The sequence below is a fragment of the Xanthobacter dioxanivorans genome, assembly GCF_016807805.1.
Classification (GTDB): domain Bacteria; phylum Pseudomonadota; class Alphaproteobacteria; order Rhizobiales; family Xanthobacteraceae; genus Xanthobacter; species Xanthobacter dioxanivorans.
The window spans coordinates 4557895-4573403 of record NZ_CP063362.1 but is presented as its reverse complement, the minus strand read 5'-3'; the positions used below and the strand labels follow the sequence as shown (position 1 = coordinate 4573403).

Here is a 15509-nt window from a genome sequence, read left to right as displayed (position 1 = left end):
ACGATCCATTGCGCGGGCACTCAAGCCGCTTCCTTGGCGAGCGGCCGGGTGACCGCCTCCAGATTCAGTTTCCACAGGAGCGGCGCCCGCAGGGCGACGGCGCCGACCACGAACAAGGTGACCACGCCGCCGAGGCACAGGGTGGCGCTGGCGCCGATGAGGCTTGCGGTCATGCCGCTCTGGAACGCGCCCAGCTCGTTGGACGAGCCCACGAATACCGACTTCACCGCGGCGATCCGCCCGCGCATGGCCTCCGGGGAGGCAAGGCGCAGGATGGCATGGCGGATCACCATGCTCACCCCGTCGCAGAGCCCGGCGAGGAAGAGGGCCGCGAGCGAAAGATAGAACGTTCGGGACAGGCCGAACACGATCACGCTTAGCCCGAACACGGCGATGATGCAGTGGAGCGCCACCCCGGCGCGGCGGGCCGGCAGCAGCCGGGTGGCCGCCAGCGCCGCGGTCAGGGCTCCTGCTGCGCTCGCCGAACGCAGGATGCCGAAGCCGATCGGGCCCACGTGCAGGACGTCGGTGGCGATGGCTGGAAGCAGCGCGTTGGCGCCGGCGAAGAACACCGCGAACAGATCGAGCACCATGGAGCCCACCAGCACCTGGCTGGCGAAGACGAAGCGCACGCCTTCGCCGATGCGTTGCAGGGCGCGCGCGTCCGAGGTCCTGGGCGGGGGCGCGTGGCTCTTCACTCCGGTGAGGATGGTGAGGCAGGAGACGGCGAACAGGGCCGCGATGAGGCCATAGGTGACGGCCGGCCCGAAGGCCGCCCAGGCCAAGCCCGCCGCCGCCGGTCCCGCCACCTCCGCGGTGCGCCCCGCCGAGGCGAGGATGGGCACGCCGCGCAGCACCATGTGCCGGGGCAGAACCTGCGCCTCCAGCCCGACCGAGGCCGGGTCCTCGAAAGCGCGGATGGCCGATGCGAGGAAGGCCACGGCATAGATGACCGGCAGCAGGGCGCCTTGCTCCATCTGGGAGATCAAGGCGAGGACCCCCGCCAGCAGAGTGAACAGCCCCAGGGTGGTGAGGACGAGGGTGCGCCGGTTGTGGCGGTCGGCCACGTCGCCGCCGTAGAGCACCAGGGAGATGCCGGGCACCGCCGCGGTCAAACCGAGGAGGCCGAGATTGAAGGGGTTGCGCGTCAGTTCGTAGACTTGGAAGCCGAGCAGCACCGTCAGCCCCGACATGCACAGGCGCGAGAGGGTGTTGCCGGCCAGGAAGGAACGGAACTCCGCGTTCCGCAGCAGCTGGATGATCACGATGGGACTTTCGCTTCGCGGGACAGGCCCGGGCCGGGCGCCACGCCCGGCCGTGGCGGGGCATCCCCCGGACCGGTGCGGACCGGACCGCACCACCGTCCGGTCGGCACCGGGATCTTGGCCTGGGGTGGGAGCCGCCGGGACCGACGTCGAGTGCCCTGCCGTTCAAGGCTCCACCGTCACCTGGGTGAAGTCCTGGTACCAGCTCTGGGCCTGCCTGAAGCCCTTGACCTTCGGGCTCAGCGCGCGTGGGTTGAGGTCGTGCACCACGAACACCCATGGGGCGTCGTCGACGATGAGCGCATGGGCCTGGGCGATGAGGGCGTCGCGTTCCTTCGGCTCGAAGGTCGCGAACGCCTTGTCCATCAACTCGTCCACCTTCGGGTTCTTGTACAGGCTCCAGTTGGACCCGTTGGGCGGGAAGGCGGCCGAGTGGAAATTCAGGAACAGCTGGGAAGGGTCGGAAATGGGCAGTCCGTGATTGATGGCGTCGTAGCGGGACGACCCGGGCTGGTCCACGCGCTGGCGCATGGCGCCGAGCATGGTGCCCCAGTCCACCACCTCGTATTCCACGTCGATGCCCAGTTCCTTGTAGCTCTGCTGGACGAACTCGGCCATGGGCAGGGGCACCATGTTGCCGGAGCCGGCGGTGGGGACCTGCACCTTCAGTTTTAGCGGCTTGCCGCCCGGGCCGTAGCCGGCTTCCTTCAGCAGGGCCTTGGCCTTTTCGGGGTCATACTTGTAGGTCGCCTCCGGCTGGCCGAACAGTCTGAACGTGTCCGGCCAGGGGCCTCGGGCCGGGATCGCCGTTCCGGCCAGCATTTCCACCAGGGCATCCCGATCGAGGCCGTAATTGAGCGCGAGCCGCACCCTTTTGTCGTGGATGGGGGAATTGTCGCTGTTGTTGGCGTGCCATGCCCAGATGTGCGGATAGGGCTTGGTGACGATCTGAAAGCCCGCGCCCTTCAGGCCGGGAATGCTGTCGGGGGCGGGATATTCGATCCAGTCCACCTGGCCCGAGCGCAGGGCCGCGACGCGGGTGTTGGCGTCGGGGATCGGCATCAGCACCAGCTTGGCGATCTTGGGGATGCGGGTCTTGTCCCAGTAGTCCGCGTTGCGCGCCAGCTCGATGGAGGTGCGGGGCGTGACGCGTTCCACCTTGAACGGCCCAGTGCCGGCGGGGCGAATGCGGAAGTCCACCCAGTTGCCAACCTTGGCGTATTGCGTGGGGCTTACCATGAACACGCGCGAGATCAGGTACGGCAGCATGGAGAAGGGCTTGGCCGTGTAGAGCGCGACGTGCGTGTCGTCGATCTTCTCGTACTTCACCACCGAAGAGGTGTAGGTGCGGTAGCTGCGCGACTGGGCCTGGTCGAACTGCGGCGCCTTGTCGTTGAGGTGCCGGTCGAAGTTCCAGATGACGTCGTCGGCCTTGAAGTCCGTGCCGTCATGGAACTTCACGCCCTCGCGCAGGGTGAAGATCCAGCGTGTGTGGTCGTTGGGGTCGATGTGCCACTCGGTGGCAAGCCCCGGCGTGAGATCGGCGAACTGGTCGGTCTTGGTGAAGTCCCAGTTCACCAGCGCGTCATAGATGGGATAGCCGGCGAAGCGGCCGCCCTCGCTGCCGTTGTCCGGGATGCCCCCGGTGGTGGGGACGTCCGACGTGGTCATGCCGACGCGCAGCGTCTGAGCGCCGAGTGGCCCCACGGTGAGGCCGAGCGCGAGCGCAGCGGCCAGGAAAACTGACTTCGATCGCATGAACACCTCTGAGATGTGCGGGCAACGCTTCCTCCCGGCGGATGCTTCAGGCGCCGGGGAGGCCCGGACCTGCGCATGCCGTGCGACACGGCGGCCTTGCGCCGTTCTTTGGGGTTGGATCACCACCGGGAGAGGATGGCTGGTCGGCCATGCGGTGGAATAATATGAAGATCTGTTTCCGGATCGGACGGTTGAATTTCCGCATACATGGTCAATATGGGGCATGTCAGCGCTCGCTCATGTCAGGTGTATCTGATTGAGGTGCGCCGTTTCACTGCCTCACTGCTGATCGTATCAGCTCAGACACAAACGGGCGTGCGAATTAAAGCAATTCATGTCCGCTTCCGCAATGAAAAAATACTATACCCATTCGTTTTGTGACCGCGGCGGCGGGTGAGCCGCAGCCATCCCGTCAGTTCTTCACGTCCATGGCGGTGCGTAGGCCGTCGCTCGCCATGTTGAAGCAGATGCTGGTCACGAAAATGCAGATGCCGGGCAGCGTCGCCAGCAACGGCTGCGAATAGATGGCGGTGCGCAGAGTGTTGAGCATCAGGCCCCATTCCGGCTCCGGCGGCTTCACGCCGAGGCCGATGAAGGAGAGGCCGGAGGCCAGGATCATGGACACGCTCACCAGCGCCGTCGCATAGACGAAGATCGGCCCGAGCACGTTGGGCAGCACGTGCACGCGCACCACGGTGAGCGGGTTCGCCCCGGTGGCCCGTGCCGCCTCCACGTAATCGAGGTTGCGCGTGCTGGTGGTGACGGTCTCCGAGATGCGGATCATCATCGGGATGAAGACCATGGTCATGGCGACGATGGCGTTGCCGATGCCCGGCCCCAGCGCCCCGCTGATGGCGACTGCCAGCAGCACCGAGGGAAAGGCATAGAACACGTCGGTGGTGCGCATGATCAGCATGTTGACGCGCCCGCCCGCATAGCCCGCGGTGATGCCGAGGGCGCCGCCGACGACGAAGGCGATGACCACGGGGGTCAGGCCCACGAACCAGGACAGCCGCCCCCCGTAGATCAGGCGGGTGAGCATGTCGCGACCGAGCTCGTCGGTGCCCAGGATGTGGCCGGGATAGCCCACCGGCTTCAGCCGCCGCGCCATGCTGCCCTGGAGCGGATTGTAGGGGGCGATCAGCGGCGCGAGCACGATGACCAGCGCCATGAGCAGGAGGACGGCGAGGCAGGCCATCGTCAGCCTGTCGCGCAGCAGCCTCTTGCCGACCTCCCGCCAGTAGCTGGATCGCGGCGGAGCGGCGGCGCGACGGGATACGGCAAGCTTGGTCGAAACGGAGGAAGCGTCTGTCATATCCGGCGCATCCTTGGGTCGAGGGCGGTCTGGATCAGGTCGACGACGAGATTGAGGGCGACGAAGATCATGGCCAGCACCAGGGTCGCGCCCTGGAGCACGGGGATGTCGCGCTGGAAGATGGCCTGGTTCAGCATCATGCCGGTGCCCGGCCAGGCGAAGACCGTCTCCACCAAGATCGAGCCGCCCATGAGGTAGCCGAGCTGAAGGCCCATGACCGCCAGCGCATTCGGAGCGGCGTTCTTCACCACATGGAGCAGGATCATGCGGCGGCTGAGGCCCTTGCCCCTCAGCGTGGTGATGAAGTCCTGGCCGAGAATCTCCACCACGACCCCGCGCACGGTGCGCGTCACGAGGCCCGCCGGAATGACCGAAAGGGTCACAGCCGGCAGGATGAGGTGGCGGATGTGGGTCCAGTCCCACGCCCAGTCCCCTGGGCCGGCGCCGATGGACGGCAGCCAGCCCAGCAGCACCGAGAAGACGATGACGAGGACCATGCCCAGCCAGTAATGGGGGACCGACACGCCGGCGACGGCGAAGCCCACCGCCGTACGGTCGATCCAGGTGCCCCGGAAGACGGCGGCGAGCCCGCCGAGCACACAGCCGATCACGAAGCCCAGCCCCGCCGCCGAGGCGGCGAGGATGAAGGTCTTGCCCGCCGCGCTGGCCAGCTCGTCGCCGACAAGGCGGCGGTTGGCAATGGAGCGCCCGAAGTCGCCCTGCACCACGTGGGCGAGCCACAGGCCGAACTGGATCGGCAGCGGCTTGTCCAGCCCGTAGTCCTTGCGCACCAAGGCCACAGTCTCGGCCGAGGCGTCGGGCGGCAGGATGGCGTCGATGGGATCGCCGGGGGCGATGTGCACCAGCATGAAGCAGACAAGGCTCACCGCCAGCGCGATGGGAATGGCGTAGAGCACGCGATGGATGGTGTAACGCAACATGCAGGGACTCCCGTGCGGTGGCCGCCAGCCGATGACGGGGGCAGGAGCCGGGTCCCGTCGGTCCCGGCCCCCGCTTCATGGCATCGGGGCGCATGCCGTGTCTTCGAGCGGACGCACCTTGTTTGCGCCTGAAGCCCCCTCAAGCGCGGTGTTCCACATGGATGCAGCGGGCGGCGCGGCCCGGCTCCGGCGCGCGCAGTTGCGGCAATTCGGACAGGCACAGCCCTTCCGCCTCGCCGCAGCGGGGGGCGAAGGCGCAGCCATCCGGAAGATCGCGCAGGTCCGGCGGCGCGCCGGGAATGGTGGTGAGCCGGGTGCCACGCGAGCCCTCGCGCACAGTGGCGCCGAGCAGGCCGCGGGAATAGGGGTGGAGCGGGGCGGTCATCATCTCCAGCACCGGCCCTTCCTCGACGAAGCGGCCGGCATACATGACCGCGATGCGGTCCGCGATCTCTCCCGCAACGCCGAGATCGTGGGTGACGAAGATCATGCCCATGCCCATCTCCTGCTGGATCTCGCGCAGGAGCATCAGGATCTGGATCTGCACCGAGGCGTCGAGGGCGGTGGTGGGCTCGTCGGCCAGAAGCAGCTTCGGGCGGCAGGAGAGGGCGATGGCGATCATCGCCCGCTGCCGCAGGCCCCCGGACAGCTCGTGGGGGTAGGCCGCCAGCCGCCGCCTCGCCGATGGCACCTGCACCATCTCCAGCAGTTCCAGCGCCCGCTGCTTCGCATCCCGGCGGGAGACGCCCTCATGGCGGACGATGGTCTCGGTGATCTGGTGGCCGATGGTGAACACCGGGTCCAGTGCCGTCATCGGCTCCTGAAATATCATGGAGACGAATGGCCCCCGCAGCGCCGCCATCTGCTCCTCGGAGGCGGTGACCACGTCGTGTCCGCCCACCTCGAGGGCGCCGGACATGATCGTCTTCGAAGCCGGGTTGAGGCGCATCAGGGCGCGCAGCGTCACCGACTTGCCCGAGCCGCTCTCGCCGAGGATGCACAGCACCTCGCCGGCATCGAGATCGAAATCGACCCCGTTGACCGCGTTCACGGCGCTGGCGTTCTGGACAAACCGCACCTTGAGCTGGCGGGCCTTCACAAGGGTTCCGGACATCACGCCACCATGCGGCTTGCGAGGCTGTGCCCGCTGGAGGGGAGGATTGAGAGGCAGGCGGCCGCGTGGCGGTTCCGGCCAGTCGCGGACCCCATGCCGGTCAGCTCGGGCAGGCAGGTCGCGCACACCGGCTCGGCGAGGGGGCAGCGGCTGATGAAGCGGCAGCCGGGAGGCGGATCCACCGGATTCGGCGGGTCGCCCAGGAGCGGCGGGGCGGTGCGCCGGCGGCGCGGGTCCATGGACGGCCGGCTGGCCAGCAGCGCGCGCGTATAGGGATGCGCCGGCGCCCTGAAGACCTCGTCCACCGGGCCGATCTCGGCGACGCGGCCGAGATACATGACCAGCACCCGGTCGGCCATGTGGTGGACCACGTTCAGGTCGTGGCTGATGAAGAGATAGGTGAGGCCGAACTGTTCCTTAAGGTCGATGAGCAGGTTCAGCACCTGCGCCTCCACCGACTTGTCGAGGGCGGACACCGGCTCGTCCAGGATGACGAGGCGCGGCCTCAGCGCGAGGGCGCGGGCAATGTTCACCCGCTGGCGCTGGCCGCCGGACAGCTCGTGGGGATAGCGCCGGGCATACTGGGCGGAGGCGAGGCCCACCGCCTCGAGCAGTTCGTGGGCGCGGGCGACGGCCTTGCCGCGGGAGAGCCCGTGCACCATGGGCGGAAAGGCGATGGATTCCTCGATGGAGAGGCGCGAGTTGAGTGATGCGTAGCTGTCCTGGAAGACCATCTGCGCCTGGCGACGAAAGTCGTTGATGGCGAGCGCCGAGGAGCCCACGAGCTCACCGTCGAACACCACCTCGCCGGACGTCGGCGGCATCAGCCCCATCAGCAGGCGCGAGACCGTGGACTTGCCGCAGCCGGATTCCCCGACGATGGCCAGGGTCTCGCCCTTGATGATCTCGAAGTCCACGCCGTCCGCCGCCTTCACCTTGGCATCGCCGCCGAAGAAGCCGCGCTTCAGGGGAAAGTGCTTGGTCAGTCCGCGGGCGATGACGAGCGGCTGAGCCGGGCCGCCGCGATCGCGTGCCTGCTCCATGTCCTGCAAATCCGCGTCCCCTTCGGTAATATTTCACGAAAGGTGCAATGCAACGGATGTGCCATTCCGGTGGAGGCTCGAAAGCGCATCGGCGCGCCGGCGGCGGAACAGCCCGGGGCCGGGATCGATGCCGGTTCAGCTCCCGCTTGCCGCCCGGCCGCGAAGACCTGAGGCCACAGGCAAAGAGCGGCTCCAGTATCCGTTCGCTGCCCAAATTGAGGACGGCATGCCGTCCGCATGGGCAAGTGGCGGGAATTTGGACTTCAGCCGGAACAGTCGCCGTCGACGCTTTCCGCGAATGTTGTGGAACCTTCAACCGCGGCGATCAATGCGCGTGCCCACGCCAAAAATACACCGGCGGCAGGTGCTTCATCTGAACGTAACAACGACACACGGCTTTTCCCACAGGGCGTGCATCGCCTTTTCCGCGCCCGCAATTTTCGGCGCGGCAGTCCTCGGTCCGTTGCAGGTCTCGTTCGGCCCGGCTTTGGGAGCTTCTCGCTACAGGTTCAGCCGCCGCCAGAGGGGTTCGGCTCGACCCCGACATCACCATCGCCTTCCCGAAGTCCCTGCCTCGTCAACCAGGCATGGGTGGCGTCAAGCACCTCCTGCGCGAACGCCCTGTCGTCACTGAGGCGCGACAGGACGAGCGCACCGACCATGGCCGCCCAGGTGCCGATGGCGGCCTCGCGCCGCTCAGCGTCGTTCCGGCCGGGGGCCGTGGGAGCGAAGGCCTCGATGGTGCGCTGGATGGCTTCGGTCGTGACGTGCCGCGCCGGCGCCGATCCGCGCGCGAGCTCCGGCCCGAGGGAGGCGAACACGCAGCCGCTTCCGGCATTGTCCCGGTGTTTTTCGGTCAGGTAGGAGGCGGCAAAAGCAGCGAGATTCTGGCCGGCGGAACCGGCATTCCCCTCGCGCCCGTCTTCCAGCGCGCTGGCAACCGCCCGCGCGACGAGATCGTCTTTGTCGGCGAAATGGCGATAGAAGCCGCCATGGGTCAGCTTCGCCGCCTGCATGACCTCGGCCACGGTCACGCCATCGACGCCGCGCTCGCGAAAGAGCCGCGCCGCCGCAGCCAGGATCTGGCGCCGGCTTTCATCCTTCTCGGTTCGGCTCCGCCTCATCGCTGCTCTCCGTTCCAATCAAAAATAGATGATCACAAACCTCTATTCAAGATGATGATTATCATCTAAATGAGTCGGGATACGGCGCACCCCGGGGCGCCCTGGAACGGGAGACAGATGATGACGACTGCATTGATCACCGGCGCGTCCAGCGGCATCGGCGCCGTCTACGCGGATCGGCTGGCCGCCCGAGGGCTTGACCTGGTGCTGGTGGCGCGTGCCGCCGACAAGCTCGAGGAACGCGCCGCCCGCCTGCGACAGGCATATGCGGTCGCGGTGGAGGTGCTGCCGGCGGACCTCACCGAGCCGACGCAGCTGGCGCAGGTCGAGGCTCGGCTCGGGGGCGCTCCCATCGGGCTGCTCATCAACAATGCCGGCGCCAACCTGCCGGGGACCTTCGACACGGCCGATGCCGCAGATCTGGACTGGCTGATCCGTCTCAATGTCACCGCGCCCACCCGGCTGGCTCGCGCCGCGATCCCTGGGATGGTGGCACGAGGGGAGGGGGCGATCGTGAACATCGGGTCCGTCGTCGGGCTCGCCCCCGACATCTTCCCCGACACCTACAGCGCCACCAAATCCTTCCTGCTGACCCTTTCGCAGGCGCTGGCGACCCAGTTCGGCCCCAAGGGCATCTATGTGCAGGCCGTCCTGCCGGCTGCGACGCGGACGGACATCTGGGCGCGTTCCGGGCGCAATGTGGACGACCTGCCCGCGGTCATGGAGGTGGAGGATCTCGTGGATGCCGCCCTGAACGGCTTCGATCGCCGGGAGCCCGTCAGCATCCCGGTACTGCCTGACGCGGCCCAGTGGGAGGCATTCGAAGCGGCGCGCCGGGCGATGCTGCCGGGCTTTTCACATGCCAAGCCAGCCGCGCGCTACGCCTCCTGATCGCTCGTGGCCGTGGCCCCGGTGCGGCGGGAATGCCGCACCGCATCGGGGCCTCGCGGGCAAATGTTTCAGCCGCGTGGCGCGGCCTCGGGTCGGGGGCGAAAACGGCGCGAAACACGCGGGCGCTAGGGTGGCCGCATCAATGGAGCTGGGAGCTCACCATGCGGACCCTCACGACCCTCGCCTTTGCGCGCGCCACGCGCCGCCTCACCGCGACCCTGGTTGCAGCCGGCGCCATTCTCGCTTTCGCCTTCAGCGCAGCCGCGGAGCCGGGCGTGAACCTTTTCAAGATCATCACCGTGCGGGACGAGATCGTGGTCGGCGTGGGGCCGAAGGAGGCGGAGGCCATCGGCGGAAATGACGTGACCGCCCTGGGCCGCGCCCTCAAGGGCAGCGGCGAGCTCACCGTGTGGCAATATGCGGTGCGCAAGGGCGCGGACGGCGAGCTGGAGCAGGCACCCCTGCGCCGCATCAGCATCCTCGGCCACGACAGCCTCAGGGTCGAACCCTACGCGACGCGCCTGCGCGTCGTCGCGCCCAAGTGAGACTCGCCCAAGTGAGGTGTGCCGGATGAAATCCATCATGGGGGCAGACCCCCATATCCTGCGCGGCGCGGCGCGGCGCAGGTGGCCCTCGTCTCCGGCGTCGCGCTGTGGCTCCTGGCGCCGCTCTCGGCATGGGCGGAAGAGGCGGCCTGGGTGGCCGAGACGAAGGCGAAGCTACCACCCGGCATCGTCCTGGGTCGCATCCCGCCGCTGGACGCGGGCACGCAGACGGCTTCTATCCCCGCCTATCCCGCAGCGGCGGATCAGCCCGCCAGCGCGGGCAGTGCGTTCGATCCCGGGCAGATGCTGGATGTGACGCTGAAGACCGAGGGCGGCATCTTGTCCGTCGTCGCAGCAACCCTCAGGCCACGCCGTCAGGACGAGCGGCCGAATGACGACGTGGACGACAGCGAGATGGAGCTGCTGCGCACCCTCGCCGCCATGAAGAAGGCCGAGCCGGAGGTGGAGCCGTGCCACATCTTCGGCTGGGCGATGCACAACGGGCGCAAGGGCATCGCCGTGCGGGCGGCGCCGTCCGGCAAGGCGAAGGCCGTCGGCCGCCTCGCGCCCCTGCACCGTACCGCCGAGTCCGACCAGGGCTCGGAGCCGGGATGGCGCGTCGAGTTCGAGATCACCGGCTACAAGGACGGCTGGTTTCGCATTTCTCACGCGACACCGCCCGGCGCGCCCTATGGCGACCCGCCGCCGAAACGCTATCCGAAGACCTATTCGGGCACCGGCTGGATCCGGACATCGGAAGCCGGCGGCGCCTACGCCAACACGCAGATGCCGGTGCAGCATCTGTTGCAGGCACCCCATGTGGACGCGCAGGATTTTGTTCCGGGATCAGATGTGGCCGGACCGGACGGAAATCTCTCCATCGACGGCACGCTCATGCGCCTTCATGCCTGCTCGGCCAACTGGGCGCTGACCACGAGCCGGGACGGACGGCGCGGATGGTGGCGCGGCATCTGCTCCAACCAGGTGACGAACTGTAGTTGACCCAGGCCTGCCGGACGGGCCTCAAGCATCTTCCGTCCCGTGGCATCGAACACTAAAATGCCCGCTTGCGGGCATTGGGGCAGGGGGAGCGCCTTCGGCGCGGGGCATGGCAGAGGATGAAAAAGGCTGGCGCGTTGTCGTCGTGGACGACGAGGAGGCGCTCCGGGAAACCGTTTGCGAGTACCTGACGGGGCAGGGATTTTCGGTGCGCTCCGCTTCGGGGGGGCGGGAACTTGATGTGCTGCTCGCAGCCGAGGCCGCCGACCTTATCCTGATGGACGTGCACATGCCGCGGGAAGACGGGCTTTCCCTCGCCCGCCGCATCCGCTCCGGCGGGCCGACGCCGATCATCATGCTGACCGCTGCGGACGACATCGTGGACCGGGTCGCCGGCCTGGAAGTGGGCGCGGACGACTACGTGGTGAAGCCGTTCGACCTGCGCGAGCTCAAGGCCCGCATCCGGGCGGTGCTGCGTCGCCATGCCCTCGTGCCTGCCGCTCTCGCACCTTCCACTCCCGCGCCACCAGCGTCGGAACCCCGGCCGAACGGCGGGGCGCCGGCGGCGGATCTCGGGACGGAGACTGCAGAATCGGCAAACCTCGTGCCGTGCGGCGTGGCCTTTCTCGATCTCGACGCCCACTGCCTGGTGCGACGGGACGGGGTGCGGGAGATGCTGACCGCGATGGAATTCGATCTCTTGAAGGTGTTCACGCAGAACCCGAACCGGGTTCTCACCCGCGACCGGCTGCTCGACCTCGCGCACGCCCGCGACAATGACCCCTTTGACCGCAGCATCGACGTGCGGGTGACGCGCCTGCGCAAGAAGATCGAATCCGATCCGGCAAAACCCCAGGCCATCAAGACCGTGCGGGGCGTCGGCTATCTGTTCGTCCCCGGGCCCCGAGGCGCCTGACGAACGCCTCCGGCCGATCGGTGCGACCGGCCGGAGGGCTCGACACAAGACGGCGTTGCGGGGATATCGCCGTCCAGCGTTCGAAGGGAAAAGGCTGCGGCGCGCTACACGGCGACGGCGCGTTGGTGCTCGGCGGCCCGGTCGGCCGCTCCGGTCATGACCGAGGCGACGGTCCCGTAGGCATCGGTCCAGGCCGCGCGCAGCTCGGGTGTGAAACGGGCGCCGAAATAGAGCGACAGGGTCTCGATCAGCGCCACGCCGACGGTATCATAATGAGTGTTACGGACGCCGTAGGCGGTGTGGCGCACGGCCAGATCTTCCAGCACCGGCACCACGGCCGGCAGGTTCCGGAGCGAGTTCACCACCAGGCGCAGGGCGGCAAAAAGCTTCTGACCCTGCTGCGTCATGTCGGTGTCGCCGAACAGTCGCCTGAGGGACGGGTCGTGAACGAACAGCCGCTCGTAGAACAATGCGGCCGCTGCCTCTCCAACGGAGTGGACCTCGGCGAAGCTGGTCTCGAGAAGGAGGATCTGGTCGTTGTGCATGGGCCGTCCCTGTGGCGTGAACACCGGCACCATGGACGGCTTGTGTTGCGGGAGGCGTTCCGGCGCCTGTCCGCCGTGTTTCAAGTGTTGCCGGCGCCCGCCGCGGCCTTGGAGCCGGAGAGGTCGCGCAGGAAGGCGCGTACGTCTTCGGGCGTGAAGGGCTTCTCGATGAGCGGGCAGCCGGAGCGGGCCAGAAAGCGGCCGGCCGACGGCCCCAGCGTGTCGCCGGAAATGAAGCCGATGCGGGTGGTCAGCTCGGGGTGGTGGGCCAGGAGCCAGTTGTGGAGGCTGGGCCCGTCCCCGTCCGGCATGCGGATGTCGCACAGGATGGCGACGAACGGCGTGGGCGCGGTCCCCTGGTGCGCCCCCGAGATGCGCCTTTGGGCCTCGCGCCCGCTGTTCACCACCTCGGGCCGGTAGCCCGCATCGTCGGCGATCTCGGCCAGCAGCGCCGCGATGTCGGGCTCGTCGTCGACGATGAGCACGGATCCGAGGGAACCGGCGGCAATGGCTGCCGCCGTCGCCGGCGTGGCGGTCGCCGCCTCGGGGAGCGCCACGTCGAGGGGCAGCCGCACGGTGAAGCAGCCGCCGCCGCCCGGCGCCTCGGTGAGCTCCAGCGTCCCGCCGTGCGCCTCGATCAGGCCGCGCGAGACGGCGAGGCCGATGCCGGTGCCGGCACCTTGCGGCTTGGTCGTGAAGAAGGGGTCGAAGATGCGCGATCGGATGCCTTCGGGAATGCCGGGGCCATTGTCCGCAACCTGGATCGAAATGACCCTGCGCGTCGCGTCGGCGGCGACCGAGATGGTGATGCGACGCTCGCCCGACTGTTCCTCCAGGGCCTGCTGGGCGTTGACCAGCAGGTTGAGCAGCACCTGGTGGATCTGCCCGGCGTCCAGCATCAGCAGCGGCAGGCCGGGCGCGATGGCGACGGAGACCTTCACCCCCGAGGCGCGCATGTTGTAGCCGAGCAGGTCCACCGCCTCCTTCACGACATCGGCGAGGTTGGTGGCGCGCCGCTCGGCTTCCCGCTGGCGGGCCATGTCGAGAAAGCTGCGGACGATCCGGGCGCAGCGGTGGGCGGCGGCCTCGATGCGGTCGCAACGCTGCAACACCTTTTCGAAGCCGGGCAGGCCGTTTGCTTCCCTGATCACCTGCTCGCGCAGCAGCATGGTCTGGCCGGTCACCACCGAGAGCGGATTGTTGAGCTCGTGGGCGACGCCTGCCAGCAGCGAGCCGAGGGCGGCGAGTTTTTCCTTCTGGTGCAGGGCGTTGCGCTGGCGCTTGATCTCCTCCTCCGCCGACTTGGCGGCGCTGAGGTCTCGCATGTGGGCGGCGAACAGGCGACGCTCGCCCCGGGTCACGTCGGTGATGGCCAATTCGATGGTGATTTGCCGGCCGTCGGACAGCAGCGCCGGCAGCTCCAGCCGCCGTCCGACGACGCGGCTGTCTCCCGAGGCCAGATAATGCCGCATGCCTTCGGCATGCGCCGCACGGAAGTCGGGCGGGATGATGAGGTCGGCGATGGGGCGGCCGACCGTCTCGTCGCGCCGGTAGCCGAAGATCTGCTCGGCCGCCGGGTTGAAATCGACCACGAGGCCGGCTTCGTCGACCACCACGATGCCGTCGATGGCATTTCCCACGATGGTGGCATGGTAAGCATCCGCCTCGATCTGCTGCTCGATGCGCCGGGCGATCTCGATTTCCTGGTGCTTCAGGTCGGTGAGGTCGCGGGCGACGCCGAAGCAGCCCACCACCGGTCCCTGCGGATCGGCACGGTAGGGGGTGATGACCTCGTCCAGGAACCGCCGCCCGAGGGCGCCGTAGTCGACCCAGCCCTGGCGGCGCACCGGTTCGCCGGCAAACACGCGGGCCATCAGCGGCTCATAGGTCGTGAGGGTCTCCGGCGCGAGGAACTCCTGTACATGCCGGCCGATCACCGCTTCTCGCGGGCGGCGGACGAAATCCACGAACTCGTCGTTGGCGAACCGGCACGTCCCGTCCGTGTCCACCAGCACGGCGCGGCCCGGAATGGATTGGAACAGCGCGGTGAAGAGGTGCAGGTCCGCCGGCTGGACCAGGCCTTCCACATTGGCGGCGGCTGCCGCCGCTGCATCGCCCCAGGTCGTAGATGCCATCGCCGCCCCCTGCGCTGCCCGCCCGTCGCGGGCGGTCGTGTAAGGCATCATTGTTTCGCGACGGTTTCAACTTGGCTGTACCGGATGGGGCGGCATTCGGCAGGCGGTTGCCGGCCAGCGGGCAGGGCAGGGGAGGGGCGGGCCGCTTCGGTCCATCGGCGCTGCCTGTCGCAGCGGCTTCCTTCGCAACCGCGCCAGGCTTTGATGGTGCCGCCAATTTCCATATGGCAGGGAGTTCGCGCCGGCAGCGGGATCCGGCGAGCCTCAGCGGATGGAGACCGGCATGATATAAGACCTGTAGCCATCCATTTCTGCTATAGCGAATTGCTGCGATGATCCTCACGCCTGCTCATGAAATACCCTTGGCCGTCAGACGAAAGGCGACCGCCATTCATGAGGCCGGGCACGCCCTGGTGGCAACCTTCCTGATGAAGAATGTGACCGAGGTGGTGCTTCGACCACCGCATGGGCTAAGTGGAGAGACGCGGTTCGAGAGCGAGCCCACAGTGTTTTTGGATTTGAATGTCAAGGCTGACCGGCGCTTCGCCGAGGACGCCTTCGTCATTCTTCTGGCTGGACAACTCGCTGAAGCAGAATACTGGAAGAAGCTGGCCCCGCTCTATATCCCGCTCGTGGACTCCCATCGCGCCGATGACGCCGAGATCAACAAGCTGCGGTCGCAACTCGATCTGAGCCCCGACCACGATGCAATGTTCGTCGGTTACTGCACGGACAAGGCCAAACGGATCGTATCGCACGAAAATTCACAAGCCGCGATCGAAGAGATCGCTACGAGGCTTGCCGAGACCCTTTCGATCGGGAGAGGCGAATTGAATGAGGTCCTGGCTCGACACGATGTCGTCCAAGGGAAATTGCGGTTCGTGCTGCACCCCTGGCAGAGGCGCACGTAATAGCAAC

Annotated in this window: 14 protein-coding genes; 5 read left to right on the top strand and 9 right to left on the bottom strand. The window is 67.7% G+C overall.

The window, feature by feature from the left end; translation table 11 throughout:
* Window positions 1–20 precede the first annotated feature (20 nt).
* The 7 genes from EZH22_RS21325 to EZH22_RS21295 form a co-directional block, all read right to left on the bottom strand.
* The gene (locus EZH22_RS21325) at window positions 21–1265 is read right to left on the bottom strand and encodes an MFS transporter (protein WP_203192441.1); all 1245 of its coding nucleotides are present in this window, start codon (window positions 1263–1265) and stop codon (window positions 21–23) included.
* 165 nt (window positions 1266–1430) lie between these two features.
* A complete protein-coding gene (locus EZH22_RS21320; RefSeq protein WP_203192440.1) occupies window positions 1431–3023 on the bottom strand; it encodes an ABC transporter substrate-binding protein in 1593 nt (530 codons plus the stop codon).
* Between the two features lie 412 nt (window positions 3024–3435).
* Window positions 3436–4338, bottom strand: a complete 903-nt coding sequence (locus EZH22_RS21315; protein WP_203192439.1) for an ABC transporter permease — start codon at window positions 4336–4338, stop codon at window positions 3436–3438.
* Entirely contained in the window at window positions 4335–5279 is a 945-nt protein-coding gene (locus EZH22_RS21310) for an ABC transporter permease (RefSeq protein ID WP_203192438.1), read from the bottom strand. Before EZH22_RS21310 ends, EZH22_RS21315 begins: the two co-directional genes overlap by 4 nt.
* A gap of 139 nt (window positions 5280–5418) precedes the next feature.
* Entirely contained in the window at window positions 5419–6393 is a 975-nt protein-coding gene (locus tag EZH22_RS21305; protein ID WP_203192437.1) for an ABC transporter ATP-binding protein, read from the bottom strand.
* Entirely contained in the window at window positions 6393–7466 is a 1074-nt protein-coding gene (locus tag EZH22_RS21300; protein ID WP_408647743.1) for an ABC transporter ATP-binding protein, read from the bottom strand. The genes EZH22_RS21305 and EZH22_RS21300 overlap by 1 nt, the downstream gene beginning before the upstream one ends.
* A gap of 479 nt (window positions 7467–7945) precedes the next feature.
* Entirely contained in the window at window positions 7946–8560 is a 615-nt protein-coding gene (locus tag EZH22_RS21295; RefSeq protein ID WP_203192435.1) for a TetR/AcrR family transcriptional regulator, read from the bottom strand.
* Between the two features lie 120 nt (window positions 8561–8680).
* Here EZH22_RS21295 and EZH22_RS21290 point away from each other — a divergent pair, with 120 nt between their 5' ends.
* From EZH22_RS21290 to EZH22_RS21275, 4 genes are all read left to right on the top strand, one after another.
* Complete coding sequence (locus EZH22_RS21290; RefSeq protein ID WP_203192434.1) at window positions 8681–9451, top strand: SDR family NAD(P)-dependent oxidoreductase; 771 nt, start codon at window positions 8681–8683, stop codon at window positions 9449–9451.
* Window positions 9452–9612: 161 nt separating this feature from the next.
* Window positions 9613–9996, top strand: a complete 384-nt coding sequence (locus EZH22_RS21285; RefSeq protein ID WP_231711087.1) for a hypothetical protein — start codon at window positions 9613–9615, stop codon at window positions 9994–9996.
* A gap of 81 nt (window positions 9997–10077) precedes the next feature.
* Window positions 10078–10998 (top strand): hypothetical protein, encoded by a 921-nt coding sequence (locus EZH22_RS21280; protein ID WP_203192433.1) that lies wholly within the window; start codon window positions 10078–10080, stop codon window positions 10996–10998.
* A gap of 106 nt (window positions 10999–11104) precedes the next feature.
* Complete coding sequence (locus EZH22_RS21275; RefSeq protein ID WP_203192432.1) at window positions 11105–11911, top strand: response regulator; 807 nt, start codon at window positions 11105–11107, stop codon at window positions 11909–11911.
* Between the two features lie 104 nt (window positions 11912–12015).
* Here EZH22_RS21275 and EZH22_RS21270 read toward each other — a convergent pair whose 3' ends face one another.
* Both EZH22_RS21270 and EZH22_RS21265 read right to left on the bottom strand, forming a co-directional pair.
* The gene (locus tag EZH22_RS21270; protein ID WP_231711086.1) at window positions 12016–12489 is read right to left on the bottom strand and encodes a globin family protein; all 474 of its coding nucleotides are present in this window, start codon (window positions 12487–12489) and stop codon (window positions 12016–12018) included.
* Window positions 12490–12536: 47 nt separating this feature from the next.
* Window positions 12537–14591: a PAS domain S-box protein gene (locus EZH22_RS21265; protein WP_203192431.1), complete on the bottom strand. Its 2055-nt coding sequence runs from the start codon at window positions 14589–14591 to the stop codon at window positions 12537–12539.
* A 332-nt stretch (window positions 14592–14923) separates the two neighbouring features.
* On the opposite strand from EZH22_RS21265, the gene EZH22_RS21260 reads away from it, so the two are divergent.
* Window positions 14924–15502, top strand: coding sequence for a hypothetical protein (locus tag EZH22_RS21260; RefSeq protein ID WP_203192430.1), 579 nt, complete (start codon window positions 14924–14926; stop codon window positions 15500–15502).
* The last annotated feature ends 7 nt before the right edge of the window (window positions 15503–15509 follow it).

Coding starts and splice junctions, on each gene's coding strand:
- EZH22_RS21320 (WP_203192440.1), bottom strand. CDS start 3,023: ATGCGATCGAAGTCAGTTTTCCTGGCCGCTGCGCTCGCGCTCGGCCTC.
- EZH22_RS21315 (WP_203192439.1), bottom strand. CDS start 4,338: ATGACAGACGCTTCCTCCGTTTCGACCAAGCTTGCCGTATCCCGTCGC.
- EZH22_RS21310 (WP_203192438.1), bottom strand. CDS start 5,279: ATGTTGCGTTACACCATCCATCGCGTGCTCTACGCCATTCCCATCGCG.
- EZH22_RS21305 (WP_203192437.1), bottom strand. CDS start 6,393: ATGTCCGGAACCCTTGTGAAGGCCCGCCAGCTCAAGGTGCGGTTTGTC.
- EZH22_RS21295 (WP_203192435.1), bottom strand. CDS start 8,560: ATGAGGCGGAGCCGAACCGAGAAGGATGAAAGCCGGCGCCAGATCCTG.
- EZH22_RS21290 (WP_203192434.1), top strand. CDS start 8,681: ATGACGACTGCATTGATCACCGGCGCGTCCAGCGGCATCGGCGCCGTC.
- EZH22_RS21285 (WP_231711087.1), top strand. CDS start 9,613: ATGCGGACCCTCACGACCCTCGCCTTTGCGCGCGCCACGCGCCGCCTC.
- EZH22_RS21275 (WP_203192432.1), top strand. CDS start 11,105: ATGGCAGAGGATGAAAAAGGCTGGCGCGTTGTCGTCGTGGACGACGAG.
- EZH22_RS21270 (WP_231711086.1), bottom strand. CDS start 12,489: ATGGTGCCGGTGTTCACGCCACAGGGACGGCCCATGCACAACGACCAG.
- EZH22_RS21265 (WP_203192431.1), bottom strand. CDS start 14,591: ATGGCATCTACGACCTGGGGCGATGCAGCGGCGGCAGCCGCCGCCAAT.
- EZH22_RS21260 (WP_203192430.1), top strand. CDS start 14,924: ATGATCCTCACGCCTGCTCATGAAATACCCTTGGCCGTCAGACGAAAG.